Annotated in this window: 22 protein-coding genes; 10 read left to right on the forward strand and 12 right to left on the reverse strand. The window is 68.1% G+C overall.

Annotated elements, in window-relative coordinates; all coding sequences use genetic code 11:
* Positions 1 to 185 precede the first annotated feature (185 nt).
* The 3 genes from gap to tpiA are packed head-to-tail and all read left to right on the forward strand — an operon-like array spanning position 186 to position 3211.
* The gene (gap, locus tag ACIG5A_RS00355) at positions 186 to 1205 is read left to right on the forward strand and encodes a type I glyceraldehyde-3-phosphate dehydrogenase (protein ID WP_397236052.1); all 1020 of its coding nucleotides are present in this window, start codon (positions 186 to 188) and stop codon (positions 1203 to 1205) included.
* 5 nt (positions 1206 to 1210) lie between these two features.
* Positions 1211 to 2422, forward strand: a complete 1212-nt coding sequence (locus tag ACIG5A_RS00360; protein WP_397236054.1) for a phosphoglycerate kinase — start codon at positions 1211 to 1213, stop codon at positions 2420 to 2422.
* A 3-nt stretch (positions 2423 to 2425) separates the two neighbouring features.
* Positions 2426 to 3211: a triose-phosphate isomerase gene (tpiA, locus tag ACIG5A_RS00365; RefSeq protein ID WP_397236056.1), complete on the forward strand. Its 786-nt coding sequence runs from the start codon at positions 2426 to 2428 to the stop codon at positions 3209 to 3211.
* A gap of 67 nt (positions 3212 to 3278) precedes the next feature.
* On the opposite strand, the gene ACIG5A_RS00370 is transcribed toward tpiA, so the two are convergent.
* Together ACIG5A_RS00370 and ACIG5A_RS00375 are read right to left on the reverse strand one after the other, a co-directional pair.
* Positions 3279 to 4061, reverse strand: a complete 783-nt coding sequence (locus ACIG5A_RS00370) for an META domain-containing protein (protein ID WP_397236058.1) — start codon at positions 4059 to 4061, stop codon at positions 3279 to 3281.
* A gap of 48 nt (positions 4062 to 4109) precedes the next feature.
* Positions 4110 to 5501 carry a lipase family protein gene (locus tag ACIG5A_RS00375; RefSeq protein WP_397236060.1) on the reverse strand — a complete coding sequence of 464 codons (1392 nt, stop codon included), beginning with the start codon at positions 5499 to 5501 and terminating at the stop codon, positions 4110 to 4112.
* A gap of 161 nt (positions 5502 to 5662) precedes the next feature.
* Between ACIG5A_RS00375 and ACIG5A_RS00380 the strand changes: the two genes are divergently transcribed.
* Positions 5663 to 6283 (forward strand): TetR family transcriptional regulator, encoded by a 621-nt coding sequence (locus ACIG5A_RS00380; protein ID WP_397236062.1) that lies wholly within the window; start codon positions 5663 to 5665, stop codon positions 6281 to 6283.
* 67 nt (positions 6284 to 6350) lie between these two features.
* Here ACIG5A_RS00380 and ACIG5A_RS00385 read toward each other — a convergent pair whose 3' ends face one another.
* Positions 6351 to 7163: an amidohydrolase family protein gene (locus ACIG5A_RS00385; RefSeq protein WP_397236064.1), complete on the reverse strand. Its 813-nt coding sequence runs from the start codon at positions 7161 to 7163 to the stop codon at positions 6351 to 6353.
* Positions 7164 to 7696: 533 nt separating this feature from the next.
* On the opposite strand from ACIG5A_RS00385, the gene ACIG5A_RS00390 reads away from it, so the two are divergent.
* On the forward strand, positions 7697 to 8596 hold the full coding sequence (locus ACIG5A_RS00390) for a DMT family transporter (protein WP_397236066.1): 900 nt from the start codon (positions 7697 to 7699) through the stop codon (positions 8594 to 8596).
* Between the two features lie 195 nt (positions 8597 to 8791).
* Here ACIG5A_RS00390 and ACIG5A_RS00395 read toward each other — a convergent pair whose 3' ends face one another.
* Entirely contained in the window at positions 8792 to 9343 is a 552-nt protein-coding gene (locus ACIG5A_RS00395; RefSeq protein WP_397236068.1) for a S1 RNA-binding domain-containing protein, read from the reverse strand.
* 287 nt (positions 9344 to 9630) lie between these two features.
* Here ACIG5A_RS00395 and ACIG5A_RS00400 point away from each other — a divergent pair, with 287 nt between their 5' ends.
* Both ACIG5A_RS00400 and secG read left to right on the forward strand, forming a co-directional pair.
* Complete coding sequence (locus ACIG5A_RS00400) at positions 9631 to 11226, forward strand: MFS transporter (protein WP_397236070.1); 1596 nt, start codon at positions 9631 to 9633, stop codon at positions 11224 to 11226.
* 158 nt (positions 11227 to 11384) lie between these two features.
* On the forward strand, positions 11385 to 11618 hold the full coding sequence (secG, locus tag ACIG5A_RS00405) for a preprotein translocase subunit SecG (protein ID WP_397236072.1): 234 nt from the start codon (positions 11385 to 11387) through the stop codon (positions 11616 to 11618).
* A gap of 59 nt (positions 11619 to 11677) precedes the next feature.
* Here secG and ACIG5A_RS00410 read toward each other — a convergent pair whose 3' ends face one another.
* A complete protein-coding gene (locus ACIG5A_RS00410) occupies positions 11678 to 12832 on the reverse strand; it encodes a YbfB/YjiJ family MFS transporter (protein ID WP_397236074.1) in 1155 nt (384 codons plus the stop codon).
* Positions 12833 to 12903: 71 nt separating this feature from the next.
* Here ACIG5A_RS00410 and ACIG5A_RS00415 point away from each other — a divergent pair, with 71 nt between their 5' ends.
* The gene (locus ACIG5A_RS00415; protein ID WP_397236076.1) at positions 12904 to 13734 is read left to right on the forward strand and encodes a LysR family transcriptional regulator; all 831 of its coding nucleotides are present in this window, start codon (positions 12904 to 12906) and stop codon (positions 13732 to 13734) included.
* Between the two features lie 93 nt (positions 13735 to 13827).
* On the opposite strand, the gene ACIG5A_RS00420 is transcribed toward ACIG5A_RS00415, so the two are convergent.
* Entirely contained in the window at positions 13828 to 14700 is an 873-nt protein-coding gene (locus ACIG5A_RS00420; RefSeq protein WP_397236079.1) for an SDR family NAD(P)-dependent oxidoreductase, read from the reverse strand.
* A 54-nt stretch (positions 14701 to 14754) separates the two neighbouring features.
* Between ACIG5A_RS00420 and ACIG5A_RS00425 the strand changes: the two genes are divergently transcribed.
* Complete coding sequence (locus ACIG5A_RS00425) at positions 14755 to 15738, forward strand: alpha/beta fold hydrolase (RefSeq protein WP_397236082.1); 984 nt, start codon at positions 14755 to 14757, stop codon at positions 15736 to 15738.
* A gap of 12 nt (positions 15739 to 15750) precedes the next feature.
* Here the strand turns inward: ACIG5A_RS00425 and ACIG5A_RS00430 are convergent, their stop codons facing one another.
* The 3 genes from ACIG5A_RS00430 to ACIG5A_RS00440 form a co-directional block, all read right to left on the reverse strand.
* The gene (locus ACIG5A_RS00430) at positions 15751 to 16035 is read right to left on the reverse strand and encodes a hypothetical protein (protein ID WP_397236084.1); all 285 of its coding nucleotides are present in this window, start codon (positions 16033 to 16035) and stop codon (positions 15751 to 15753) included.
* A 92-nt stretch (positions 16036 to 16127) separates the two neighbouring features.
* Entirely contained in the window at positions 16128 to 18614 is a 2487-nt protein-coding gene (locus tag ACIG5A_RS00435) for a thiamine pyrophosphate-dependent enzyme (RefSeq protein ID WP_397236086.1), read from the reverse strand.
* Between the two features lie 201 nt (positions 18615 to 18815).
* Positions 18816 to 19415 carry a TetR/AcrR family transcriptional regulator gene (locus ACIG5A_RS00440; protein ID WP_397236089.1) on the reverse strand — a complete coding sequence of 200 codons (600 nt, stop codon included), beginning with the start codon at positions 19413 to 19415 and terminating at the stop codon, positions 18816 to 18818.
* Positions 19416 to 19626: 211 nt separating this feature from the next.
* Here ACIG5A_RS00440 and ACIG5A_RS00445 point away from each other — a divergent pair, with 211 nt between their 5' ends.
* Complete coding sequence (locus tag ACIG5A_RS00445; protein ID WP_397236091.1) at positions 19627 to 21138, forward strand: cytochrome P450; 1512 nt, start codon at positions 19627 to 19629, stop codon at positions 21136 to 21138.
* Here the strand turns inward: ACIG5A_RS00445 and pgl are convergent.
* The 3 genes from pgl to zwf are packed head-to-tail and all read right to left on the reverse strand — an operon-like array spanning position 21135 to position 24344.
* A complete protein-coding gene (gene pgl / locus ACIG5A_RS00450) occupies positions 21135 to 21890 on the reverse strand; it encodes a 6-phosphogluconolactonase (protein WP_397236093.1) in 756 nt (251 codons plus the stop codon). The two genes, ACIG5A_RS00445 and pgl, sit on opposite strands and share 4 nt — an antisense overlap.
* Complete coding sequence (opcA, locus tag ACIG5A_RS00455) at positions 21883 to 22791, reverse strand: glucose-6-phosphate dehydrogenase assembly protein OpcA (protein WP_397236095.1); 909 nt, start codon at positions 22789 to 22791, stop codon at positions 21883 to 21885. The genes pgl and opcA overlap by 8 nt, the downstream gene beginning before the upstream one ends.
* Positions 22788 to 24344, reverse strand: a complete 1557-nt coding sequence (zwf, locus tag ACIG5A_RS00460) for a glucose-6-phosphate dehydrogenase (RefSeq protein ID WP_397236097.1) — start codon at positions 24342 to 24344, stop codon at positions 22788 to 22790. The genes opcA and zwf overlap by 4 nt, the downstream gene beginning before the upstream one ends.

Below are 24344 nucleotides of genomic sequence, written 5' to 3' on the forward strand. Positions count from 1 at the left end.
GGGTAGTGACCGAGGTCGCCGCGGTGCGCGGTCGCTGCCGTCCGGAAGCGATCCGGCCGCGGCTGGGCGTCTGACCAGGCATCGAAGCCGCACCGATGCCGGGCGCGTGTCGGTGAGGTTGCGGACAACCACTAGTGTGAGTACGGCATCGGAATGAATCCGCTTGAAAGCTGAGGAGCGATAACGTGACTGTCCGGGTTGGTATCAACGGCTTCGGCCGCATCGGACGTAACTTCTTCCGGGCGGTAGAGGCCCAGAAGGCACTCGGCACGACCGATATCGAGATCGTCGCCGTCAACGACCTCACCGACAACAACACCCTCGCCACGCTGCTGAAGTACGACTCGATCCTGGGCCGCCTGCCGCAGGACGTCTCGCTGGACGGCGATGACACCATCGTGGTCGGCGAGCAGCGGATCAAGGCGCTGGCCATCAAGGAAGGCCCGGCGGCGCTGCCCTGGGGCGACCTGGGTGTCGACGTGGTCGTCGAATCCACCGGCATCTTCACCGACGCGACCAAGGCCAAGGGCCACATCGCCGCGGGTGCCAAGAAGGTCATCATCTCCGCGCCCGCCAAGGGCGAGGACCTGACCGTCGTCATGGGCGTCAACCACGACAAGTACGACGGCAGCCAGAACATCATCTCCAACGCCTCGTGCACCACGAACTGCCTCGGCCCGCTGGCCAAGGTGCTCAACGACGAGTTCGGCATCGAGCGTGGCCTGATGACCACCATCCACGCCTACACCCAGGACCAGAACCTGCAGGACGGCCCGCACAGCGACCTGCGCCGCGCCCGCGCCGCCGCGCTGAACATCGTGCCCACCGGCACCGGCGCCGCGAAGGCCATCGGCCTGGTGCTCCCGGAGCTGAACGGCAAGCTGGACGGCTACGCGCTGCGCGTGCCGGTCCCGACGGGCTCGGTCACCGACCTGACCGTGACGCTGTCGAAGTCGGCCTCGATCGATGCGGTCAACGCCGCCTACCAGGCCGCCGCCGAGGGTGCGCTGAAGGGCTTCCTGAAGTACAACGTCGACCCGATCGTGTCCAGCGATATCGTCACCGACCCGCACTCCTGCATCTACGACGCGCCGCTGACCAAGATCATCGACGATCAGGTGAAGGTCGTCGGCTGGTACGACAACGAGTGGGGCTACTCCAACCGCCTCGCCGACCTCATCGGCCTCGTCGGCAAGTCCCTCTGACCCCGATGAGTGTCAAAACCCTTCAGGATCTCCTGAACGAGGGTGTCGAAGGTCGGGGCGTCCTGGTGCGCTCCGACCTGAACGTCCCCCTCGACAACGGGGTCATCACCGACCCGGGCCGCATCATCGCCTCGGTGCCGACGATCAAGGCGCTGGTCGAGGCCGGCGCGAAGGTGGTCGTCACCGCGCACCTCGGCCGTCCCGACGGTGCGCCGGACCCGAAGTTCTCGCTGGCTCCGGTCGCCGCCAAGCTCGCCGAGGAACTGGGCCGCAACGTCCAGCTCGCCGGTGACGTGGTCGGCCAGGACGCGCTCGCGCGCTCCGAGGGCCTGACCGACGGCGATGTGCTGCTGCTGGAGAACATCCGCTTCGATCCGCGCGAGACCAGCAAGGACGAGGCGCAGCGGGCCAAGCTGGCCGCGGCGCTGGTCGAACTGGTCGGTGACGACGGCGCGTTCGTCTCCGACGGCTTCGGTGTCGTGCACCGCAAGCAGGCGTCGGTCTACGACGTCGCCAAGCTGCTGCCGCATTACGCGGGCACGCTGGTCGCGGCCGAGGTCGACGTGCTTGCCAAGCTGACCGAGAACACCGAGCGGCCCTACGCGGTCGTGCTCGGCGGTTCGAAGGTCTCGGACAAGCTCGCCGTCATCGAGGCGCTGGCCCCCAAGGTCGACACGCTCGTCATCGGCGGCGGCATGTGCTTCACCTTCCTTGCCGCGCAAGGGCTTTCGGTGGGCGCCTCGCTGCTGCAGGAGGAGATGATCGAGACCTGCAAGAAGCTGCTCGACGAGTACGCGGACGTCATCCACCTGCCGCGCGACATCGTGGTGGCGGACAAGTTCGCCGCCGACGCGGAGACGAAGGTGGTCGACGCCACCGAAATCCCGGACGGCTGGCTCGGTCTCGATATCGGCCCGCAGTCGGTGGATCGCTTCGCCGCACTGCTCACCGAGGCGAAGACCGTCTTCTGGAACGGCCCGATGGGCGTGTTCGAGTTCGAGAAGTTCGCCGCGGGCACCCGCGGAGTCGCCGAGGCGATCGTGACCGCGACGGGCAAGGGTGGCTTCACCGTTGTCGGCGGCGGCGATTCGGCGGCGGCCGTGCGTGCGCTCGGCCTGCCGGAGGACGGCTTCTCGCACATCTCGACCGGCGGCGGCGCCTCCCTGGAATACCTGGAAGGCAAAGAGCTGCCCGGTATTTCGGTGCTGGAGGACTGAGCCATGGCGCGTAAACCGCTCATCGCGGGCAACTGGAAGATGAACCTCAATCACCTCGAGGCCATCGCCCTGGTGCAGAAGATCGCCTTCGCGCTGCCGGAGAAGTACTTCGCCAAGGTCGATGTGGCGGTCATTCCGCCGTTCACCGATCTGCGCAGCGTGCAGACGCTCGTCGAGGGTGACAAGCTGCTGATCACCTATGGCGCGCAGGATGTTTCGACGCACGACGAGGGCGCCTACACCGGCGAGATCAGCGGTGTGATGCTGGCCAAGCTCGGCTGCACCTTCGCCGTGGTCGGCCACTCGGAGCGGCGGCAGTATCACAGCGAGGACGACGCCACCGTGCTGGCGAAGGCCAAGCAGGCGCTGAAGTACGGGCTCACCCCGATCGTCTGCATCGGTGAGGGCCTGAACGTGCGCGAGGCGAAGACGCATGTCGAGTACAACCTCGAGCAGCTGCGTGGCTCGCTGAAAGGCCTGACGGCGGAGGAGATCTCGAAGATCGTCATCGCCTACGAACCGGTGTGGGCCATCGGCACCGGCCGGGTCGCCACGCCTGCCGACGCGCAGGAAGTGTGCGGCGCCATCCGGACGGAACTTGCCGCTCTGTCGTCCTCGGAGGTCGCCGCGGGCGTGCGGGTGCTCTACGGCGGTTCGGTGAACGCCAAGAACGTCGGAGAGTTGGTCGCGCAGACCGATATCGACGGCGCACTCGTCGGCGGCGCGTCGCTCAAGGGCGACGAATTCGCCACCCTGTCCGCGATCGCGGCGGGCGGCCCACTGCCGTAACCGCTTTCGGCACAGCGAGAGCCGGATACCGTCGAACGGTATCCGGCTCTTCGCATTTCAGGACCTGTCAGATGGCGTGCAGTACCAGGCCGTTGCCGTTGGGGTTGCGCAGGGTGAGGACGTCCGCGTCGACGGTGGCGGTGACCTTCCCGTCCAATGCCTTCAGCACCGACTGCTCGACCTCCATCACCTCCGGTGGGCACAGCATCTTGGTGGTGCCGACCTGGAAGGCGATCTCGGCGCCGTCGATCTTGGCGGTGCCGATCAACCGGTTGCAGCCCGCGCTGCCGGAGACGGCGCCGTCGGGGGTGATGGTGAGCGTCGGCTTGACCTCGTCGATGGTCTGCGAGCGGATGCGGGCCTCGCTGCTGATCAGCTCGGTGACCATCCAGTTGGTGCCGGTCAGCGGCTTGTCCGGCTGGGCGACCTTCTTGTCGAGCAGGGTGACCGTGACGTTGTTGCCGCGCAGGGTCAGCGTCGAACCGTCGAGCTTCCAGGTCGGCGCGGATTGCAGCAGGCCGGTGATCCACTCGTCGGAACCCTGAAGTTCGCCGGGGCAGCCGATCAGTGTGCTCGCGACGCCCGAGACGCGCAGCACGTCGCCGTCGAAGGTGGCCGAGCCGGAATGGGTGTTGCAGCCCGCGTTCGCGGTCACCCGGTCGGTGGTGAAGGTCAGTGTCAGCGGTCCGCCCCCGGGTATGGGCGGACCGTCGACCTGGGTGGAGATATAGGTGTGGCCCGCGGGCGTGGCCGTTACGCCGCCGGGTGCGCCGCGATCGCGCGAGCAGGCCGAGGTGGCGGCCAGCAGGAGCAGTACGAGCGAACCCAGACGGACCAAATTTGCCGACATGGCGCAGATGGTACCGACGCGGTCGGTCCCCGCCGGGATTTCGCGACGTCAGACCGGCATGCCAAAGGCGGACGCGAGGGTCTGGCCGATGGCGTTGGCGAAGAGGGCGAGCGCTCCGGGGTCGAGCAGCTGGCTGTACACGTCGCGGTTGCCGCAGCCGTCGGGGGCCGGGATGCCGTTGAGGCGATCGTTGAGCCACATCGCGACCGAACCGGCGCCCGCCGCGGCGGCAATTCCGTGCTCGCTGAACAGTTCTCGGGTGTAGTAGACCTTCGCGGCCGGATCCTTGCAGTAGGTGTCGTAGGTCTTGTTGACCGCGTTGATCGGCATCACCTCGTCCAGCGGCGCCTCGTAGATCAGCACCGGCGCCACGGGGGTGCCGCGGTGGCCGAGCGCGAGCTCGTCCAGCATCGGTTGCAGTTCCGGGGCGCGCATCGGGTCGCCGGGATAGTCGAACAGGCCCTTGATGTTCACGAACGGAAACGCGGCGAATTGCAGTGCGACGCACTGTCCTTCGTGCGCGATGCGCAGTGCCTTGCCGAGTGGGTTCATATTCCGGTCGATGAAGGAGGCCAGCTGCGGGTATTCGCGGGCGACGCCGAAGAGTCCGCCGAGCACCGCGCCGCCGAAGGTGGAGGTGGCGTTGTTGTAATCGATCGCCATCCGGATATCGGCCATCAGCCCGCCCGCCGCGGACCCGGTGATCTCCAGTTCCGGTGCGTATTCGCGCTGGAGTTCGGCCGCGTGCGCGGTCGGAATGGCGCCACCGGAGTACCCCCACAGCGCGGTACGGGTGGCGGTCCCCGGCAGGCCCGCGGGTTCGAAGCGCTCCGCGGCGCGAATCGCGTCCAGTGTGATGCGGCCGCCGAGCGGGCCGGTGGCATAGGCGGCGTTCGGGCCTTGGTGGTCGGGGATGACGACCGCGTGGCCGAGTTGCAGCATGGCCTGCACCTCGACGAATTCCAGGCTGATCACGGGATTGAGCGGATTCGGCAGCGACCCCATCTGCAGCGTGTAGGAGGGGGCGCAGTTCACCGACAGCGAGTCCTCGGCCATCTGGAACGAGACGAGCCCGCGTCGGCCGCTCGGTGCCGGTCGGTGCGGCACGATCACCGTTGCCACGGCGGGAATCGGCTCGCCGCGCGTGTTGGTGCTGCGGTAGGACAGCTGCCAGGCGCGCACGTCGAGCGGGAGCAGCCAGAAGTTGGCGAGGTGCACCTGGCGGGCCGACAGGATCTCACCCGGCACCGCGGCGGCGACTCGCGCCGGATCCGGTTGGTAGAACGCGGGATCGAGATAGGGCGGCGCGGGCGGGACAGGGAAGGGGAGCGGCGGCGCCACCGCGACCGGGTCGGCGGCCGACTCGCTCGTGAGCGCAGGGCACAGCGCGACGGCCAGTCCCGCGGTCATGGCCAGGCAGGCGTGCGCGATCTTTTTCATCGGAGCTCCTCATCGAACCCGCAGGTGGAGACGCCCCCAAGAAAGAGAGCGGATATTTCCTAACTTGTGCGGACGACTGTAAGTTGCCGGTGGAGCATGTGTCAACGGTCACGTCGACCCCGGCGGCGCCGCCACCGCATCGACCGGCAGGATGGGCAGTCATGACCGAAACCGCGCGTCCGCGCCGCACCCAGCAGGAGCGCCGCGACGCGACCGTCGCCAAATTCGTCGACGCCACCATCGAGGCGATCGGCGAGGTGGGCTATCAGCGCGCCACCGTGCAGGAAATCTGCGGGCGCGCAGGGCTTTCCGTCGGCGCGATGTTCCGTCAGTTCGACGGCAGGCTCGATCTCGTCGTGCGCACCGCGGAGCAGATCGTCACGCGGCAGACGGCCGCATTCCGTGTCGTCATGGAACACCTTGCCGACCAGGAGGATTCACTCGACACCGCCCTGCGCTTCCTGCGCGACGCGCAGGCCGCCAACCTCACGCACGCGTTGCGCGAGATCTATCTGGCCGCGCGCTCGGATGCCGAGCTGCGCACCAGGATCGCGCCGACCGTCGAGAGCTACTATGCGGAGATCGTCGCCGAGGTCGAGCGCACCGCCGTGCTGAGCCAATTCCCGCAGCGCGTTCGCGAACCCATCTTCTTCCTTGTCCTGCACCTGTTCTCGGGTCAGGCGGTGGTGCGCGGTGTGGTTCGTGACCCGGCGATGGACGATGCCGTGCTCGCCCTGATCGAGGACCTGCTGCTGACCTATGCCCGGGTCAACCGCGAATAGGCGCAGCGCATCTCGGGTGCCGCACGAAGGCGTGGCGCTCAGCCGAGAGTGGGTACGGTTGTCTCGCCTACAGCCCGAATACGCGGCGAGCGTTGCCGTCGAGGTAGAGCTCTCGGGTCTCCTCGTCCAGGCCGAGGTCATCGAGGCCCTCGAGTGCGTGCTTGGGGAAGATCATCGGGTAGTTCGAGCCGAACAGCACCCTGTGCCTGCCGCTGCCCGATTTCAGGTAGGTGATCAGTTCGGCGGGCAGCCGCTCGGTGGTGTAGGCGGAGGTGTCGATCACGACGTTCTCGTGCTTGCGCGCCACCGCGATCATCTCCTCGGTCCACGGGTACCCGACGTGCCCGCAGACGATGGTGAGTTCGGGAAAGTCCAGTGCGACCTGGTCGATGTACGGAATCGGCCGTCCCGGCTCCGACGGGCGCAGCGGTCCGGTGTGCCCGACCTGCGTGCAGAAGGGCACGCCGAGTTCCACGCATGCGGCGTACAGCGGATAGAACCGGCGATCGGTCGGCGGCGTCTCCCACAGCCACGGCAGCACCCGCAGGCCCTTGAACCCGTCGTCCTGTACACGGCGGCGCAATTCGCGCACACCGGCCATCGGCTTGCGCAGATCCACCGACGCGATCCCGTGAAAACGCCCCGGCGCCTTGGCTATCCATGCCGCCACTTCGTCGTTGCCGATCAGCGAACCGTCCGGCCCGTGCCACGCCGAGAGCATCGCCTGATCGACGCCGCCCGCGTCCATCGCCGCGACGGTCAGGTCGAGCGGTATCTCCTCGGTCGGTATCACCCCGCCGGTCCAGCGCCGCAGCGTCGCGAACATCTCCTGGCCGATGAACCGTGCCGTCGGATGCTGTGCCCAGGCATCGATAGTCATTGCGCCACAGATCCTTTCGAAGACGCGACCGGCCACCCCGCCTCGACCGCCCTATATCGATCGAGGATAGGCGCTCGCCGCTGCCGGGCGCGCGGAACCGGCGAATCACCTTCGGCGTCAATTGGTTCGACCTCCAGCAGTGACTCTTCGCGCGCGACATGGTCGCTCGACGGCCTTGATCACGTGTGCGAAGCCGTCGGGCCGCGCGAAAGAACGGCCCAGGCGACCGAGGGCGCGGCGGGCGCTACTATCGAGCGCGTGCACCGATGCTTCCCGATCACACCGCCGCCCGCCTCCTGAGCGAGGTGTAGGTATCAGCGTGCCGCCGAGTTAGGTGGGTGCGCTTCTTCGGCATTCGTGCACCTCGCTTCCGCGACCCCCATCATTCGACTGCGGTGTTCACGGGTTCCTTCGTATGTGCGTATCACCTATCCGATGCCGCATCGACGATCCCGGACGGTGCGTTCTGGCCCGTTGCCCACACCGCGTCCTCGTCGCAGGAGCGCGAACACATCATGCGTACAACTACGTCCATGGCCGGCCGTTCGGGGCTGGTCTCACTCACCGTTGCCGGAATGCTCTGGGGCACCGGCGGTTTGCTCGGCAGCCTGTTGCATCGAGTCACCGGCCTGTCGCCGGTTTCGGTCGCCACCTACCGGCTCGCCGTCGGTGGTCTGCTGCTCGTCGCCGTGCTGACGCTGATGCGGCGCCCATGGCCGCGCACCCGCGCGGCGTGGCGGCGGATCGGCGCGGTCGCGGTGCTTGCCGCGATTTTTCAGGCCAGCTACTTCGGTGCCGTCGCCGCGGCCTCGGTCAGCCTGCCGACCCTGATCACCATCGGCGCCTCGCCGGTGCTCATCTCGCTGCTCGAACACCTCACCGGCAGAAGGCGATTGGATCAGCGCCGGGTGATGACGATCGGCCTCGCCCTGGCCGGGCTCGCGCTGCTCATCGGCATGCCGAGCGCCGATATCCGCCCCACCGCACTCCTCGCGGGCGCGGCGCTGTCCCTGGTGGCGGCCGCCGGATTCGCCACGATGACCGTCATCGGCGCGACCCCGGTGCCCGAGCTCGACGAAATGACCACCACCGGTTACGGGTTCGCCCTCGGCGCCCTCTTCCTCACCCCACTGGCCGCACTGAGCGGCATCACCTTCACGCCTGACGCCGAGAGCATCCCCCTGATCCTCACCCTCGGCCTGCTCCCCACCGCGATCGCCTACTCCCTCTACTTCCGCAGCCTGCGCGACGTAGGCCCAGGGACGGCCGCCATGCTCGCCCTGCTCGAACCACTCACCGGTACCGCACTCGCCGTCTGGCTCCTCGGCGACCGCCTCGGCCTCACCGGCGTGATCGGCGCGGGTCTACTGAGCATCGCCATGATCCTCGCGGCCCTGCACACCCCGCGCGTCCAGGCCGTGCCGGTTTCCTGACGGCCGCAACAGAATTGCGAGCACGCCACCTGCGATCAGGCATCGCCGTGATCGGAGGTGGCGTGCGCTCGTGTCACAGCGGCCAGCGAGAATTCCCTACGGACGGCCAGTTCCGGTTCCCCGTGTGCGGCCGGTGGCGGCTTCGGCTGTGCTGGTGAAACCGACGGCGGCCCTCCTGGTCCAGGGGCTCGCGGGTCAGAGCTGACTGGTGGTTTGTCGGGAGAGGAGCAGCTGACGTCTTTCCCGGTCGACATGGGTGACAACGACCGTTATGTCGTCCCCGATCTGGACGTCATCGTCGGGCATCAGGGTGAGATCTCGGCGATGAATCAGCCCCTCGATCCCATTCGCCACCTGGACGAAGACGCCGAACGGCACCAGTTCGGTGACGTGCCCGTGTAGTTCTTTGCCGACGGTAGCGTGCTCGGCAAAGGCATAGAAGGGGTCGGGCCGCATTGCGCGCAGAGACAGCCTGGCCTCGGCATTCCAGGTGTCGAACTGTAGAAATTCACCCGAAACGCGTTGCCCGACCTGAACGACATCGGAAGCCGCGCCGAAACGACCCCAGGACAATTCTGGGATCGTGATGAACCCAACGCCCGGGTAGAGCGGATGCGGGGGTCCATCGTCCAACGACACGAACACGCCGAACGATTCGATCGCTGTGACGATGCCGGAAAGGATCTCGCCGCGCCGCAATGATCCCAGGAACGCCCAGAGTTCGGGGTTCTCGGCCTGCCAGTCCATCCGTCCAGCCTTTCATGACGCGCTCCGCGTGATCGTTTGCTACCGGCCGGCCCCGGCGGCCGGATAGTTCCCCGCTATATGGCCGCGAGTGGGGAATTCCAACTGGCCGCTGCGTGGGATGCGCTCGTGGGTGCGTTGGTCGCGCACGCTGGTGGCGTGCTCGCGTGTGGCGCGCTTTGGTGAGGTACTTCGTCACTCGCACAACGCCGCCATCAGTTCCTGATGATCTTGGGGGAGCCGGGGTGCGGTGTCGGTGGGGCTGGTGGGGGCGCGATTATGCTCGGCGGGTGACCTCTGTTGCGACTCCCGCGATCTCGACCTGGGCGCCGTTGCGGTCGCGGATCTATCGGGCGCTGTGGATCGCGCAGCTGGTGTCGAATATGGGCACCTGGATGCAGACGGTCGGCGCGCAGTGGGTGCTGGTGGACCAGCCGAATGCGGCGGCGCTGGTGTCGTTCGTACAGACGGCGATCACGCTGCCGGTGATGCTGCTCGCCATCCCGTCGGGGGTGATCGCCGATCTGGTCGACCGGCGCAGGCTGCTGCTCGGCGCGCAGTCGACGATGGCGGTGCTCGCCACCGTGCTCGCGGTGTCGACGGCGGCCGGGCACACCACCCCGTCGGTGCTGCTGACCCTGCTGTTCCTGCTCGGGTGCGGGCAGGCGCTGACCGGCCCGGCCTGGCAGGCCATCCAGCCGGAACTCGTTCCGCGCGAACAGATCACGGCGGCCGCGGCACTGGGCAGCATGAATATCAACCTCGGCCGCGCGGTCGGCCCCGCGCTGGCGGGTGTGCTGGTCTCGCTGTCCGGGCCGCAGCTGGTGTTCGCGCTCAACGCCCTGTCTTTCGGCGGGATCGTCGCGGTGCTCGCCGTGTGGCGCAGGCCCGCCACCGAGCGGAAACTGCCGAGCGAGCGGCCGTTGGCGGCATTGCAGGCGGGCACCCGGTTCATCCGTGCCGCGCCCGCGATCCGCAGGGTGCTGTTCCGATCGATCCTCTTCATCGCACCCGCCAGCGCGCTGTGGGCGCTGCTGCCGGTGATCGCGCGCGACGAACTCGGTTTGTCCTCCTCCGGCTATGGCGTGATGCTCGGTGCGCTCGGGCTCGGCGCGGTGGTCGGCGCGCTCACCCTGTCCCGGATCCGCGTGCTGCTCACGCCGACACAGCGGCTCGGGCTCGCCGCCGTGCTGTTCGGCCTCGCGACGGCGGCCGCCGCGGTCGTGCACAGCCTGCCGGTCGTGCTGATTCTGCTGATCTTCGCCGGGCTCGCGTGGCTGCTCGCGATGTCGACGATGAACTCGACCATGCAGCTGCTGCTGCCCGCGTGGGTGCGAGCGCGCGGGTTGTCGGTCTATCTCCTGGTCTTCATGGCCGGGCAGGCGATCGGGTCGCTGGTGTGGGGTCTGGTCGCGGGCGCGTTCGGCCCGGTGCGCGCGCTGCTCGCGGCAGCGGTACTACTCACCCTGTGCGCGCTGAGCACCCTGTGGTTGCCGATCCGGCACAACGCCGAGGAACTCGACCTGACGCCCTCGGCATTCTGGGACGAGCCGCAACTCGTGGTCGAACCGGACCCGGAAGACGGTCCGGTGCTGGTTTTGCGCAACTATGACGTGCGACCGGAAAGTGTCGAGGAATTCCTCGCCGCGATGGTCTTCGTCGGGCGCTCCATGCAGCGCACCGGTGCGATGGAGTGGCGACTGTATCGCGACGTGGGCGTCGTCGACCGGTTCGTGGAGGCGTTCGTCGTGCGATCGTGGGCCGAGCACATGCACCAGCACCAGGTGCGGCTCACCGCTCAGGACCAGCTCAGGGAGCAGGCGGTCGTCGAGTTCATGACCAGTGAGGAAACGACAACGCACCTGGTCGCGGTCGCTCCGCGCTGAGGGGGAATCGGCGAACTCTCCGCATCGAAACGAGGGGCTACAAGTGGGCGCGGAGCGTCGTCGCGGATGTGAAGGGCGGTACCTCGCCTCCCCGGATCCGTTCGTGTCCGGATGCCCCATTTAGGTGACTGCGCACAACACCCCATAGGATGGGCGACATGCGGATGTTCCTGCAAATCCTCCTGATCATCACCAGCGTGCTGCTGGTGCTGCTGGTGCTGCTGCACCGCGCCAAGGGTGGAGGTTTGTCCAGCCTGTTCGGCGGCGGCGTGCAGTCCAGCCTGTCGGGATCGACGGTCGTGGAGAAGAACCTCGACCGGATCACCATCTTCACCGGCCTCGTCTGGCTCATCTCGATCCTCGGCATCGGCCTCGAGATCAAGTTCGCCTGATTCGTCGCATCGAGCAGGGCTGCGCGTATCGCGCAGCCCTGCTCGATGCTGTGCGCGACTCAGCGCTGTAGCGACGGTCCGCGCAGCGAGCGCACGCCACGGTCGACGATGACGGCCGCCAGCGCCGCCGCCGCGAGCACCACCGTCGCGATCGTGAACGCGATCGGATATCCGTCGCCGACCACCGGCGCGACCACCAGCGGCCCGAGCATCTGGCCGACGCCGTAGACGGCGGTGAGGCGCGCGGCGGTGCTGCCGTCGGAGAGTTCGGCGCCGACCCGCATGGTGAGCATGACGATCGGCAGGAACGTCGCACCGAACAGCGCGGCGGCCAGCGTGGTCGCCCACACCTCGGTCGACACCGCGGGCAGCGCCGCACCCACGCATTGCGCGATGAGCGCGGCGATCAGCGCGGCCGACGGTGACCAGCGCTGCATCACCGGACCGGCAAGCACGGTGGCGGGCGCCGCCGCGATGCCGACCACGATCCACACCGCGGAACCGACCGCGGCGCCGCGCTGCTCGGCCACCGCGGCCGCCAGGAACGTGCCGATGACGATGTAGCCGAGACCCTCCAGGAAGTACGACGCGAGCAGCGCGCGCCATGCGCGCACCGACGTTGCGGGACCGGCGTTTTCGGCTCGCTTACCCGGCGTGATGTCGAGCCGTAGGGTCGGCAGCAGCAGCGCCGCGGTCACCGCGGCCGCGACCAGCCACAGCCACTGCCAGGACAGCAGCGGCCGCAGGAGCAGCACCAGCAGACCGGTCATCGCGATACCGAATCCCACTCCGCCGAACGCGATTCCGGCAACCCGGCCCGCCAGCTTGGCCGCCGCGCTCGCGCAGCCGAGGAAGATCAGCGCGCTGGCGATGCCCGCGATCAGTCGCAGCGCCATCGCCAGCGGTGTGGGGCCCGGCACCGCCATCAGCAGCTGGCTGACGATCAGTGCCGCGGCGGCGATCCGGAAAGTGTTGCGGTTGTTCAGATCCGGCCTGCGCGCCAGCAGGACGGCGCCGATGAGGTAGCCGGCGTAGTTGGCGGTGGCGATCACCGCGCCGTCGCTCGCGGTGAACCGGTGCGCGTCGATCATGACCGGCAGCAGCGGCGTATAGGCGAAGCGGCCGACGCCGATGGCCGCCCCCATGCCCGCGCCCGCCGTGAAGGCGTCTATGAGTGTGCTGCGTGACGGGGGAGCGAGGGCGACAGTAGACACAGCATCACACAGTATGCAACCACGGGGCCGCCTGTGAAATGCTTTCTGTGCACGATGTATACGCTCTACGCATGGATATCGAGCTCCGGCATCTGCGCGCGTTTCTCGCGCTGTGCGAGGAGGCGAACTACACCAGGGCCGCGGCACGCCTGCACCTGAGCCAACCCGCGCTGACCAGGACCATCCAGCAGCTGGAGCGGATCGTCGAATGCAGGCTGATCGAGCGCACCTCCCGCCGCTTCGAGCTGACCGAGGCCGGCGTCGATCTGGTGAAGCACAGCAGGCGGATCATCGCCGATATCGACACCGTCGCCGCCGAGTTGCGGCTGCGCGCCACCATCGAGGTGGGTTTCGCCTGGCTGCTGCCGGACTGGTTCGCTGTCCCGCGCAGCCACTACGAGGCGCTCGGCGGTCGGATCACCCTGCGCCGCATCGACGATCCGCTTGCCGCGCTCGAAGCGGGTTCCATCGATATCGCCCTGTACCGCAACGAGGCTCGCCTCCCGCGCCACCTCGCGTCCCGGATGATCGCCACCGAGCAGCGCGTGCTCGCCGTCTCGACGAATTCGCCACTGGCCACCGCGAACAACCTGGCCTGGGCCGACCTGGCGCACTACCCGCTGGTGGTGAACACCGTCTCCGGCACCATCCACGCCGGATCGTGGCCCGCCCCCGACCCGGAACGCGAAATCATCACCTGCACGAACTTCGACACGTGGATCGAACTGGTCGCCGCCGACCGCGGCATCGGCGGCGTCCCCGCCCTGGCCCGCACCCGCGCCCCACACCCCGGCGTGGTCTACATCGACATCCCCGACGCGCCACCCTCCCACGTCTACCTCGCCTGGCGCACCAAACCCACACCGCTGCGCGCCGTCAAGCAGTTCCTCGAAAACGCCTGACCGACACCACGATCGACGTGAAGTGCACACCCTTTTTCGTAGTGCACACCCATTACGGGGGTGTGAGGCTGCTACAAAGGGGGCGGAGCAGTGCTAGTCGGTGCGGGGGATGCGGCCGTCGACGTCGGTGAAGCCGTAGTGGGCGGCGAGGTCGGCTACGCGGTGGGCGGAGCCGGTGCGGGTGCGGCGGTTGGGGTCGGTGGCGAGGGCGACTACCGCGCGGCCGGGGAAGCGTGGGGTTTCGGCGGTGTCGAGGTCGAAGGTGCCTTCGCCGGGGAGGGTGACCAGGCGGCGGCCCTGTGCGTCGGCCGGGATCAGTTGGAGGAGTTCGGTATTCACGATGCCGGGCCACAGGGAGATGACCGTGGCCTGCGTGGCGGCGAGATCGTGGGCGAGGTCGGCGGTCAGGCGGTCCAGTGCGGTCTTCGCGACGCCGTAGACGGCGTTGTGCATGTAGCGTTCCGCGCCCGGCGAGGAGACGTTCACGATCAACCCGGCACTCTCGATGAGCAGTGGCGCGGCGAAAACGGCTGCGACGTAATGGGATCGGACGCCGATGTCGAAGGTCTCGTCCCAGGCGCTCGGCGGCACCTCCCAGAACGGTTTGCCGAGCCAGCGGGCCGCGGCGGGGGAGTTGTAGACGTTGTTCACCAGGACGTCGAGCCTGCCGTGTTCCGCGCGCACCCGCTCGAACAGGCGCCGCACCGCGTCGTCGTCGCGGTGATCGCACACCACCGGGATGCCCGTGCCGCCGAGCTTGTCGATCTCGGCGGCGGTGTCGTGCACCGTTCCCGGCAGCCGCCCCGGCGTCGCCGACCGGCCGGTCACGAAGACGGTCGCGCCCGCCGCGCCGAGCTCCAGCGCGATGCCCTTGCCGATCCCGCGGCTCGCGCCGGTGACGACCGCGACCCTGTTCCGCAATGCGCCATGCTCTGCGTGGATGATTCGCTCGGTGCGCTCGCTCATAAACCCCGTACACTACCGTGAAACAGGAACGCGTTCTAGTTGATGGAGGCGGCAGTGGAGCTGACGCATCGGTTCGTATCGACCAACGGTATCCGAATGCACGTCGCCGAAAAGGGCCAGGGCGATCCGGTGATCTTCTGCCACGGCTTCCCGCACACCTGGTACGTCTGGCATCGCCAACTCGACGCGGTGGCCGCGGCGGGCTATCGCGCCATCGCACCCGACTTGCGCGGGTACGGGCTCACCGACGCTCCGGCCGACCTCGAGTCGTACACCAACGAGGCGGTGATCGGTGACCTGCTCGGGTTGCTCGACGAGATCGGCTCGGACCGAGCGGTTTTCGCCGGCCTCGATTTCGGTGCCGCGCTCGTCTGGGAACTCGCCCTGCGCGCGCCGGAGCGTGTGCGCGGCATCGTCGTCCTGAACAACCCGTTCGCCCCGCGCCCGCCCCGCCGCCCCTCCGAGCTGTGGGCCAAGGCCGCGAAACGGCACTTCCTGCACCTCGACTACTTCCAGCGGCCTGGTATCGCCGACGCCGAACTCGCCGCCCGCCCACGGGAATTCCTCGCCCGCGTCTACTACGCGCTCAGCGCCGACTACCACTACCTCGACACCTGGCGCTTCCCGCCGGAGAACACCGGCTACCTCGACGTGCTCCCCGACGCACCGCCGCTCCCGTGGCCCTGGCTCACCGAAGCCGAATTCGACACCTTGGCCACCGAATTCGCACGCACCGGCTTCACCGGCGGCCTCAACTGGTACCGCGCCCTCGACCGCAACTGGGAACTCACCGCCGACTACGCCGACGCCGCCATCGCTACCCCCACCTACTTCATCTACGGTGACCGCGACCCCGACATGGAAGGCTTCAGTGGCCGTGACCCCCTAGCCACCCTCCGCGCCCACGTTCCCGGCCTCCGCGAAGTCACCGAAATCCCCGACGCGGGCCATCTGCTTCAACTGGAACGCTCCACCGAACTGAACACCCTCCTGACCGCTCACCTCGAAGCGCTGGCCCCCGCGCCCCGCCCATCATGAGCGAGGCGCGGACTACCGCACGGGCGTCAGGTCACCGCGCGCGAGGATGAGTGCGCGACCGCGTTCGAACGGTGTCCACCCGTGCCGCAACGCATTTCGCACCGCTTGTGCCACCAGCCCCGGGCTGATCACTGTGGGGTGCTCGAATCCGCCGGTGACCATGCGCTGGCCGACGCCCTCGGCGCGTTCGACCACAATCGCGAGCAAGTCGCCCGGCGAGACGACCCACCGATACCGCTGACCATCCACGACGATGATCCTGGTTCCTTTGCGCGCCAATGCCATAGCGATACTCAACACCCGCTCCGCTGTGCATCGCCACCGGTTTTATCCGGCGAAGAGTACGTCGGTCGTCGACTCAGGTGCGCTACGTCGCTTCGACGGCTTGCTCATCCGGCGAGGAGTTTGTCGGCGGCGGTTTCGATTTTCGTTTCGTCGAGCAGGACGGTGTCGGCGGCGGGGCCGAGGGGGATGAAGGTGTCTTCGGAGGTGATGCGGGCGAGGCGGCCCTCGTAGCCCGCGTCGAGGAGGGCGGCGTAGACGGATTCGGAAACGCCGCCGCTGTGGCGGGTTTCGTCGGCGACGAGGACGCGGCCGGTGGCCCGGGCGTGGTGCAGGAGGTCGTCGACGGGCAGCGGGGTGAGCCAGCGGAGGTCGAGGACGCGGGCGTGGATGCCGCGTGCGGCGAGGCGTGCGGCGACGCGCAGGCTCATGGGGACGCCGTTGGCGAAGGTGACGATGGTGAGATCGGCGCCGTCGCCGTAGACGCGGGCGCGGCCTATATCGACGTGGTCGGCGGAAGGTGTTGCGAGCCAGGCATTGTCGCCGGGTTCGTACAGATCGCGGGTGTGGTAGAGGGCGATCGGCTCCAGGTAGACGCAGACCCGGCCGTCAACGCGGGCGGCGGAGACACAGGTGCGCAGCATGGCCGCGGCGTCGTCGGCGCGGGCCGGGGCGGCGAGCACGATACCGGGGATATCGCGCAGTGCCGCAACGGAATTGTCGTTGTGGAAGTGACCGCCGAAGCCCTTCTGATAGGCGAGACCGGCGATGCGGACGACCATCGGATTGCGGTAGTGGCCATGCGAGAAGAACTGCAGCGTGGACGCTTCGCCGCGCAGCTGATCCTCGGCGTTGTGCACATAGGCGAGATACTGGATCTCCGGAATCGGCACGAATCCGGCGAGCGCGGTGCCCAAAGCCGTTCCCAGCACACTCTGTTCGTCCAGCAGAGTGTCGAATACCCTGCGTGCGCCGAAGACCTTCTGCAACCCCTTGGTGACGCCGTACACCCCACCCTTGCGCCCCACATCCTCACCGAACACCAAGACGTCGCGATCCCGCGCCAGCAGGCTCGCCAGCGTGGTGTTGATCGCCTGCGCCAGAGTCAGCTCGGTTACCGGACTCGGATCGTCCGAGTCGGCGGGCCGGTTGTTCGGCGAAGGCACAGCAGATTCGGGTGTAGTGCGCGAACTGTCCGCCGATACGACGGCGACTTGCGTTGTGTCCTGGACGGCGCCAGCGGGTGCTACCGCCTGGCGGGGTGGCACCGCATCGTTGAGGGACACTGTGCCGACGGGTGGCACCGTGTCGTTGGTCGACCTCGCGTTGTTGGGTGACACTGCGCTCGCGGTTGACGTCGCGTCGTTGGATGGCGCCGTATTGTTCGGCGCCGCGCCGTTGGGTGATGTCGCGCCGTTGGGTGATGTCGCGTCACCGGTGGATGCGGTGGTGCGCAGTACATCGTCGCGTACCGCCGCGGGACGATTCGGTGCGAGCGGCGCCATCACCGCCGCGGCGGAGGTCAATTTCGGTTCGCGCCAGACCAATTCGGCCATGCCCGCGACGCGGTGGCCGATGTCGTCGTAGCGGTCGATGACCTCATCGGGCCGCGCGATTCCCGAGTTGACCAGCAGGCGGGCCGTCGCGGTGACCGGATCGCGCAGGACGCTCGCCGCGATATCGCCGGGGCGGCGGTAGGCGGCTTCGACGTCGGATCCGGCGTGGCCCATGAGTCGCACGGTGCGCAGGTGCAGGAACGCGGGCTTGCGCTGTTCGCGCACCCAGGTGGCCGCCTCGGTGGCGGTCAGCGCGGCGTCGAGCAGATCGCAGCCGTCGGCGTCGAAGTATTGCAGGCCGACGCGGATGCCGTAGGCCTGTTCGATCCAGTCGGCCGGGGTCGGGACGCTGATACCGATGCCGTTGTCCTCGCACACGAACAGCAGCGGCAGCGGAACCCCGAGGTGTGCGGTGTGAATCGCCGCGTTGATGGCGCCCGCCGCGGTGGAGTGGTTGGCCGAGGCGTCACCGAAACTGCACACCACCACCGAATCCGACGGCCATTCGCTGGCGACGCCGAGCCGGGCCGCCCGTTCGATGCCGAACGCGAGACCGACCGCGCGGGGCAGATGGGAGGCGATGGTGGAGGTCTGCGGGATGATCGAGGCCGGTTTGCTGCCGAAAACCTTGTGCCTGCCACCGGATATCGGATCGGCGGCCGCGGCGACCACGCCGAGCAGCACATCGCGGATCGGATCGAGACCGGGCACCTGCCTGGCCCGCTGCACGAAGAACGCGCCGGAGCGGTAGTGCAGCAGCGCCGGATCGGTCGGCCGCAAGGCCGCCGCCACCGCCGCATTGCCCTCGTGTCCGGAGGATCCGATGCTGTAGTAACCGCGCTTCGCGCTGCCCAATCGCCGCGCCGCGAGATCGAGATGCCTACTCGTCGCCTGTGATTCGAACAGTTCCAGACAGTGGGCCCCGGTGAGCGCCCCCGCTTCGATCGGCTGCTCGGCGGGACGGCTCGGCTGCGGTGTCAGCGCCGATATCTCGACACGGAACCGCTCATCAAGGTCGACTCTCTGCTGTTCGGTCACCCTGCGATCATCGCCGACGAACCCTGTCCGAAGCACGACATTCCCGGAACAATTTTGACCACCGAACCGACGACCAGGAACTTCTCCGTGCAAGTGCGCCCTGAATCGCTTATTTGTCGGATGTCGCGGCGATGGCCACCCGGCTCATTCGGTCTGTGTGATCGTGCGCCGCAGCAACTCCCGCCGTGTCGCGCGCCGTGTTCAGTGCTCGGTATCGGTCGTGTCCGCGTCGAGACCGACGAGCGGTGCCAGCGTCCGCGCCAGGCGGTCGGGGCCAGGCAGCGCATCGGGATCGAGGAGCCACTGAATGGTGAGGCCATCGGCCACGGCCGTCAGTACCGCGGCGAGCGCGGCGCTGTCGGTCCCTGCTCCGCCGGTGCCGCGACCGGATGTCGCCGCCTCGACCAGCGCGGCGATCGTGGTGCGGAATTCGCGGTAGTGGGTGGCGAGCTGGTCGCGCAGTTCGGGTGCGCGCTCGGCCTGAGCCCACGCTTCCAGATAGGCGACCGATACGGCGCGGTTGTCCTGGACCGTGCGGTAGGTGGCCGCGAGCATGTCGCGCCAGTTGTCGCCGGAGGTGCTCACCGCCGAGCCGACCTCACGGGACAACTGGCGAAAGCATTCGGCCAGCGCCTCGTTCATCAGCGCTTCCTTGGATCCGAAGTGGTATCCGATCGCGCCGAGGTTCGTCTTCGACATGGCGACGAGATCGCGCGCGGTGGTGCGGGCGTACCCCTGCGTTTGGATGCAGCTGATCGCGGCGTCGAGCAGCGCTTGCCGGTTCCGGACGGGGCGTGGCATCGGGAATGGACTCCTCTTGTTTTGAGACGCTCGTCTGCTACGATCGTCTCATCTGAGCGGGATTCCCGCCATCGACCACGCGAATGGCGTTGCCGGATAACGGGACTCGAGCTGCATGACTCATTCACGGGTGCGCGCGCAGTAGCTCGCACACCGCTCGGCGCACCGAGTAGCACGCCCGTCGTCGCGGCGGCGGGCGCTGGGGGTTGATATGGAATCCGCTGACAGCACGCCACGGCACACCGTGACGACGATCGATCCGAGACTGCGGCCCGCGCGCTGGCAGCCGTCGTTTCTGCACTGGCACGGCACCGACATCTCGTGGTGGCAGTCCTGGAAACATGCGCTGCGGGTGGTGCCGCGGATGCGCGATCACACCTTCGTTCAGTACGCCACCGACCTGCCGGGCCAGGACGGCGTGCTGGTCGCGCGGATACCGTTCCTGAAGTACGTTGTCGTGCGCAGTCCCGAATTGGCCCGGCAGGTGCTGGTCACCAACCAGGACAACTACCGGAAGAGTGCCGAATACGACATGCTGGCCGTCGCGTTCGGGCGTGGGCTGGTCACCGCGCTCGACGACGACCGCTGGCAACGCAACCGGCGCCTCGTGCAGCCGGTGTTCGGCAGGCGCAATATCGATAAGTTCGCCGGGCCGATGACCGAGGCCGCGGGCGACGCGGTCGACCGGATCGCGCGACTCGCCGGCGACGGTGCGCCGGTGGACATCAACTACGAGATGAACCGGCTGACACTGGACATCATCGCCCGCACCATGTTCGGCACCGACCTGGCCGGACCGATGTCGCAGGTGCGATTGTCGGAACTGTTGCGGTTCTTCGGATTCGGTTTCATCACCAATGTCAGCCGGCCGCTGCGCGCCCTGTCGACCCTGGCCGGCGAGAACTCGCGCCTCGCGATGCGGGTGATGCGCACCGGCGGCTGGCTCATCGCTCCCCGGACGATGCGGGATCTTCGGCATGTCGAGCGAGTGGTCGATCAGCTCATCGCGGACCACCGCGCCGGCACGATCACCCGCAAGGACAACCTGCTCGCCCTGCTGATGGACGCCGAAGACCCCGAAACCGGCTACCGGTACACCGATCGCGAAATCCACGACGAGCTCATGACATTCATCGGCGCCGGTATGGAAACCACCGCGAGCGCGCTCGCCTGGGCCTGGAAGCTGCTCGCCGAGCACCCCGAGGTCCGTGCCCGGATGTACCGGGAACTGGACGAGGTGCTCGGCGGCCGCGCGCCTACCGCCGCCGATGTCGAGAACCTGCCGTGGACCAAAGCGTTCGTCGACGAGACCATGCGGGTCTATCCGCCGGTCATGGGGCTGACGCGGGCGGCGAAGGGCGCCGACGTACTCGGCGGCTATCCGATAAAACCGGGCACCACGGTGATCGTCATCGTGCACGGCCTGCACCACAACGGCCGGATCTGGGATCGGCCGGAGGTATTCGACCCGGCGCGCTATCTGCCGGAGAACCTGCGACCCGCGCAGCGACAGTCGTCACTCGCCTTCGGTGCGGGCAAACGCATGTGCATCGCCTCGGTGTTCGCGAAGACGGAAGCCGTGCTCGCGCTGGCCACGATGGCGCAGCGCGTCGAGCTGAACCCGGTGGGCGCCGGACCCGTCAGGCCGCCGATTTCCTTCACCGGCGGCCCCGACGGGCCGATATGGATGCGTCCGGTCTTCCGTGCACGCATCGACCGCTAGCTCAGGTTCGCCGCGGCGTCCTGATCCAGCAGCCAGGTGGTCGACTCGGTCCCGATCGCGCCCGCGGCCGGGATGTCGACCGGGTTCGCGCCCGCGATCGCCGCGGCGACCGCTTCGGCCTTGGCCGCGCCGCCGACGACGAGTACGACGTGGCGGGTGCGGCGGACGGCGGGCAGGGTGAGGGTCACCCGGACCGGCGGCGGCTTCGGCGAATTCGTCACGGCGACAACGAGTTCGTGCTGTTCGCGGACCGCGTCGGTATCGGGGAACAGCGAATTCACGTGCCCCTCACCGCCCATGCCGAGCAGGTGCAGATCGAAGGAGCCGTGCTCGGCGAGGTAGGCGTGCGCGGCCGCCGAGTATTCGGCGGCTGCCTCGATCGGGTCCGGGTATTCGCCGTCGGACGTGGCGACCGGGTGGACCCGGGCGTGGTCGACCGGCACATGATCCAGCAGTGCCTGGCGTGCCTGGAGCTCGTTGCGCTCGGGATCGCCCGCGGGCACGAAACGCTCGTCGCCCCAGAACACATCCAGCCGCGACCAGTCGATCGCACCGGGGGATTTGCGCACCAGCTCGAGCAGGCCGATGCCGGTGCCGCCACCGGTCAGCACCACCGAGGCCGAACCGCGCGCGGCCTGCGCCGCCACGACGACCTCGACGAATGTCGCGGCCGCGGCGGCGATCAATGCATCGGTACCGGAAAAGATCTGCACCGCACGCTGGGGCATGCTTCGTTCGCCGCGCTCACTCATAGGTCACCTTCTCGATTCCGGCGAGCGCCTCCGCGTAGATCTCGTCGGCGTCGAGGCGGCGCAGTTCCTCGGTGAGGCAGTCCCGGGTTTCGCGGCGCGCCAAGGCGATTCGCTGATCCGGGTCGCCGGTGCGGGTCAGGGTGGCGGTCCGGCCGGTCTGCGGCCGCTCGATCGCGATCGACACCGAGGGCCGCCGCAGCTCCACCCGCAGTGCGCCGGAGCGGCGGACCACGGGGCAGCCGAGCTTCTGCGCCAGCCAACCGGCGAGCATATCCAGCGCCGGTTCGTTGCGCAGCCCGGAGACCGTCACGGATTCCACGTCCTCATAGGGCGGTTCGTCCATCGCGGCGGCGAGCAGCGCCCGCCAGTAGGTGATCCGGCTCCACGCGAGATCGGTATCGCCGGAGGCGTAGGACGCGAGCCGCTTCTTGATGGTGGCCTGCGGATCCTGCGCGAAGGTGGCGTCGGTGATGCGGCGAGTGGCCAAGCGCCCCACCGAATCCTTCGACGGGAACTCCGGGGCGCCACGCGGCCACCATGCCACCACCGGTGTGTCCGGCAGCAGAAACGGTGTGACGACACTGCTTTCGTGGTTGATCAGCTCGCCCTGCAGCCGGAGCACGATCACCTCGGCCGCGCCCGCGTCGCCGCCGACGCGGATCTGCGCGTCGAGCTGAGTCACGGCTTCCCGATCGCCGCGCGCCAGAACGACCACGCGACAGGGATGTTCACGGCTGGCGTCGGTGGCGGCGTCGATCGCGTCCTCCGCCTCGGAGCTGTCGAGCGTGCACACGACCAGGGTGAGCACCCGGCCCATGGTGATCACGCCGTTGCTCTCCCGCAGCTGCACAAGGCGTTTGGTGACCTCACCGGTGGTGGTGGTCGGCATGTCGATGATCACGGCCGCCGCCATTCGCGCCCGGTGCGGGCCAGCATCTCGTCGGCGGAGTGCGGGCCCCAGGTACCCGCCTCGTACTGTTCGGGTTTGCCGTCCGCGGCCCAGTGCGCGAGCACGGGATCCAGGATGCTCCAGGACAATTCGACCTCCGCGTTGACCGGGAACAGCGACGGCACGCCGAGCAGCACATCCAGGATCAGCCGCTCGTACGCCTCGGGGGAGTCCTCGGTGAACGCCTCGCCGTAGCTGAAATCCATATTGACGTCGCGCACTTCCATACCGGACCCCGGCACCTTCGAGCCGAACCGCATGGTGATGCCCTCGTCCGGCTGCACCCGGATGACCAGCGCGTTCTGCCCGAGATCCTCGGTCATGGTCTGGTCGAACGGCAGGTGCGGCGCCCGCTTGAAGACCACCGCGATCTCGGTCACCCTGCGCCCCAGCCGTTTTCCGGTGCGCAGATAGAACGGCACACCGGCCCAGCGCCTGGTGTCGACCTCCAGCGTGATCGCCGCGTAGGTCTCGGTGCGCGAGTTCGGGTCGAAACCCTCCTCGTCCAGCAGTCCGACGACCTGCTCGCCGCCCTGCCAGCCGCCCGCGTACTGTCCGCGCGCGGTGGTCTCGTCCAGTGGCTCGACGAGTTTCGTCGCCGAGAGCACCTTGATCTTCTCGGCCTGCAGCTGTTTGGGCTGGAAGCTGATCGGCTCCTCCATCGCGGTGAGCGCGAGCAGTTGCAGCAGGTGGTTCTGGATGACGTCGCGTGCCGCGCCGATGCCGTCGTAATAGCCCGCGCGCCCGCCCAATCCGATGTCCTCGGCCATGGTGATCTGGACGTGGTCGACGTAGTTGGCGTTCCAGATCGGATCGAACAGCTGATTGGCGAAGCGCAGCGCCAGGACGTTCTGCACCGTCTCCTTGCCGAGATAGTGGTCGATGCGGAACACCGTCTCCTCCGGGAACACCCGGTTGACCAGCGCGTTGAGCTCGACCGCGCTGTCAAGGTCGTGCCCGAACGGCTTCTCGATCACCACCCGGCGCCACGGTTTACGGCCCGCGGCGTCGACGGTCTCCGGCTTGGCCAGGCCGTGCTCGGAGAGCTGGTCGAGCACCACCGGGAACATATTCGGCGGAATCGACAGGTAGAAGGCGTGATTGCCGCCGGTGCCGCGTTCCTTGTCCAGCCGCGCCAGGGTATCGGCGAGTTTGGTGAAGGCCGCGTCGTCGTCGAAGCTGCCCTGCACGAACCGGATGCCTTCGGCGAGGTGGTCCCAGACCTCCTGGCGGAAGGGGGTGCGCGCGTGCTGCTTCACCGCGTCGAGGACGACCTGCGCGAAATCCTCATCGGCGTAGTCGCGCCTGGCGAATCCGACCAGCGCGAAACCCGGGGGCAGCAGCCCCCGGTTCGCCAGGTCGTAGATGGCCGGCATCAGCTTTTTCCGGGACAGGTCGCCGGTGACACCGAAGATCACCATGCTGCACGGGCCCGCGATGCGCGGTATCCGCTTGTCCCGCTCGTCGCGGAGCGGGTTCTTCCTGAGTTCAGTTGTGCCGGCCAT

The sequence above is a fragment of the Nocardia sp. NPDC052566 genome (genome assembly GCF_044547285.1).
Lineage (GTDB): Bacteria > Actinomycetota > Actinomycetes > Mycobacteriales > Mycobacteriaceae > Nocardia.

Bases quoted from the DNA above. Each gene is read 5' to 3' on its own strand.
- ACIG5A_RS00360 (WP_397236054.1), top strand. From the start codon at position 1,211: ATGAGTGTCAAAACCCTTCAGGATCTCCTGAACGAGGGTGTCGAAGGT.
- tpiA (WP_397236056.1), top strand. From the start codon at position 2,426: ATGGCGCGTAAACCGCTCATCGCGGGCAACTGGAAGATGAACCTCAAT.
- ACIG5A_RS00370 (WP_397236058.1), bottom strand. From the start codon at position 4,061: ATGTCGGCAAATTTGGTCCGTCTGGGTTCGCTCGTACTGCTCCTGCTG.
- ACIG5A_RS00375 (WP_397236060.1), bottom strand. From the start codon at position 5,501: ATGAAAAAGATCGCGCACGCCTGCCTGGCCATGACCGCGGGACTGGCC.
- ACIG5A_RS00380 (WP_397236062.1), top strand. From the start codon at position 5,663: ATGACCGAAACCGCGCGTCCGCGCCGCACCCAGCAGGAGCGCCGCGAC.
- ACIG5A_RS00385 (WP_397236064.1), bottom strand. From the start codon at position 7,163: ATGACTATCGATGCCTGGGCACAGCATCCGACGGCACGGTTCATCGGC.
- ACIG5A_RS00390 (WP_397236066.1), top strand. From the start codon at position 7,697: ATGGCCGGCCGTTCGGGGCTGGTCTCACTCACCGTTGCCGGAATGCTC.
- ACIG5A_RS00395 (WP_397236068.1), bottom strand. From the start codon at position 9,343: ATGGACTGGCAGGCCGAGAACCCCGAACTCTGGGCGTTCCTGGGATCA.
- secG (WP_397236072.1), top strand. From the start codon at position 11,385: ATGCGGATGTTCCTGCAAATCCTCCTGATCATCACCAGCGTGCTGCTG.
- ACIG5A_RS00415 (WP_397236076.1), top strand. From the start codon at position 12,904: ATGGATATCGAGCTCCGGCATCTGCGCGCGTTTCTCGCGCTGTGCGAG.
- ACIG5A_RS00420 (WP_397236079.1), bottom strand. From the start codon at position 14,700: ATGAGCGAGCGCACCGAGCGAATCATCCACGCAGAGCATGGCGCATTG.
- ACIG5A_RS00440 (WP_397236089.1), bottom strand. From the start codon at position 19,415: ATGCCACGCCCCGTCCGGAACCGGCAAGCGCTGCTCGACGCCGCGATC.
- ACIG5A_RS00445 (WP_397236091.1), top strand. From the start codon at position 19,627: ATGGAATCCGCTGACAGCACGCCACGGCACACCGTGACGACGATCGAT.
- pgl (WP_397236093.1), bottom strand. From the start codon at position 21,890: ATGAGTGAGCGCGGCGAACGAAGCATGCCCCAGCGTGCGGTGCAGATC.
- zwf (WP_397236097.1), bottom strand. From the start codon at position 24,344: ATGGCCGGCACAACTGAACTCAGGAAGAACCCGCTCCGCGACGAGCGG.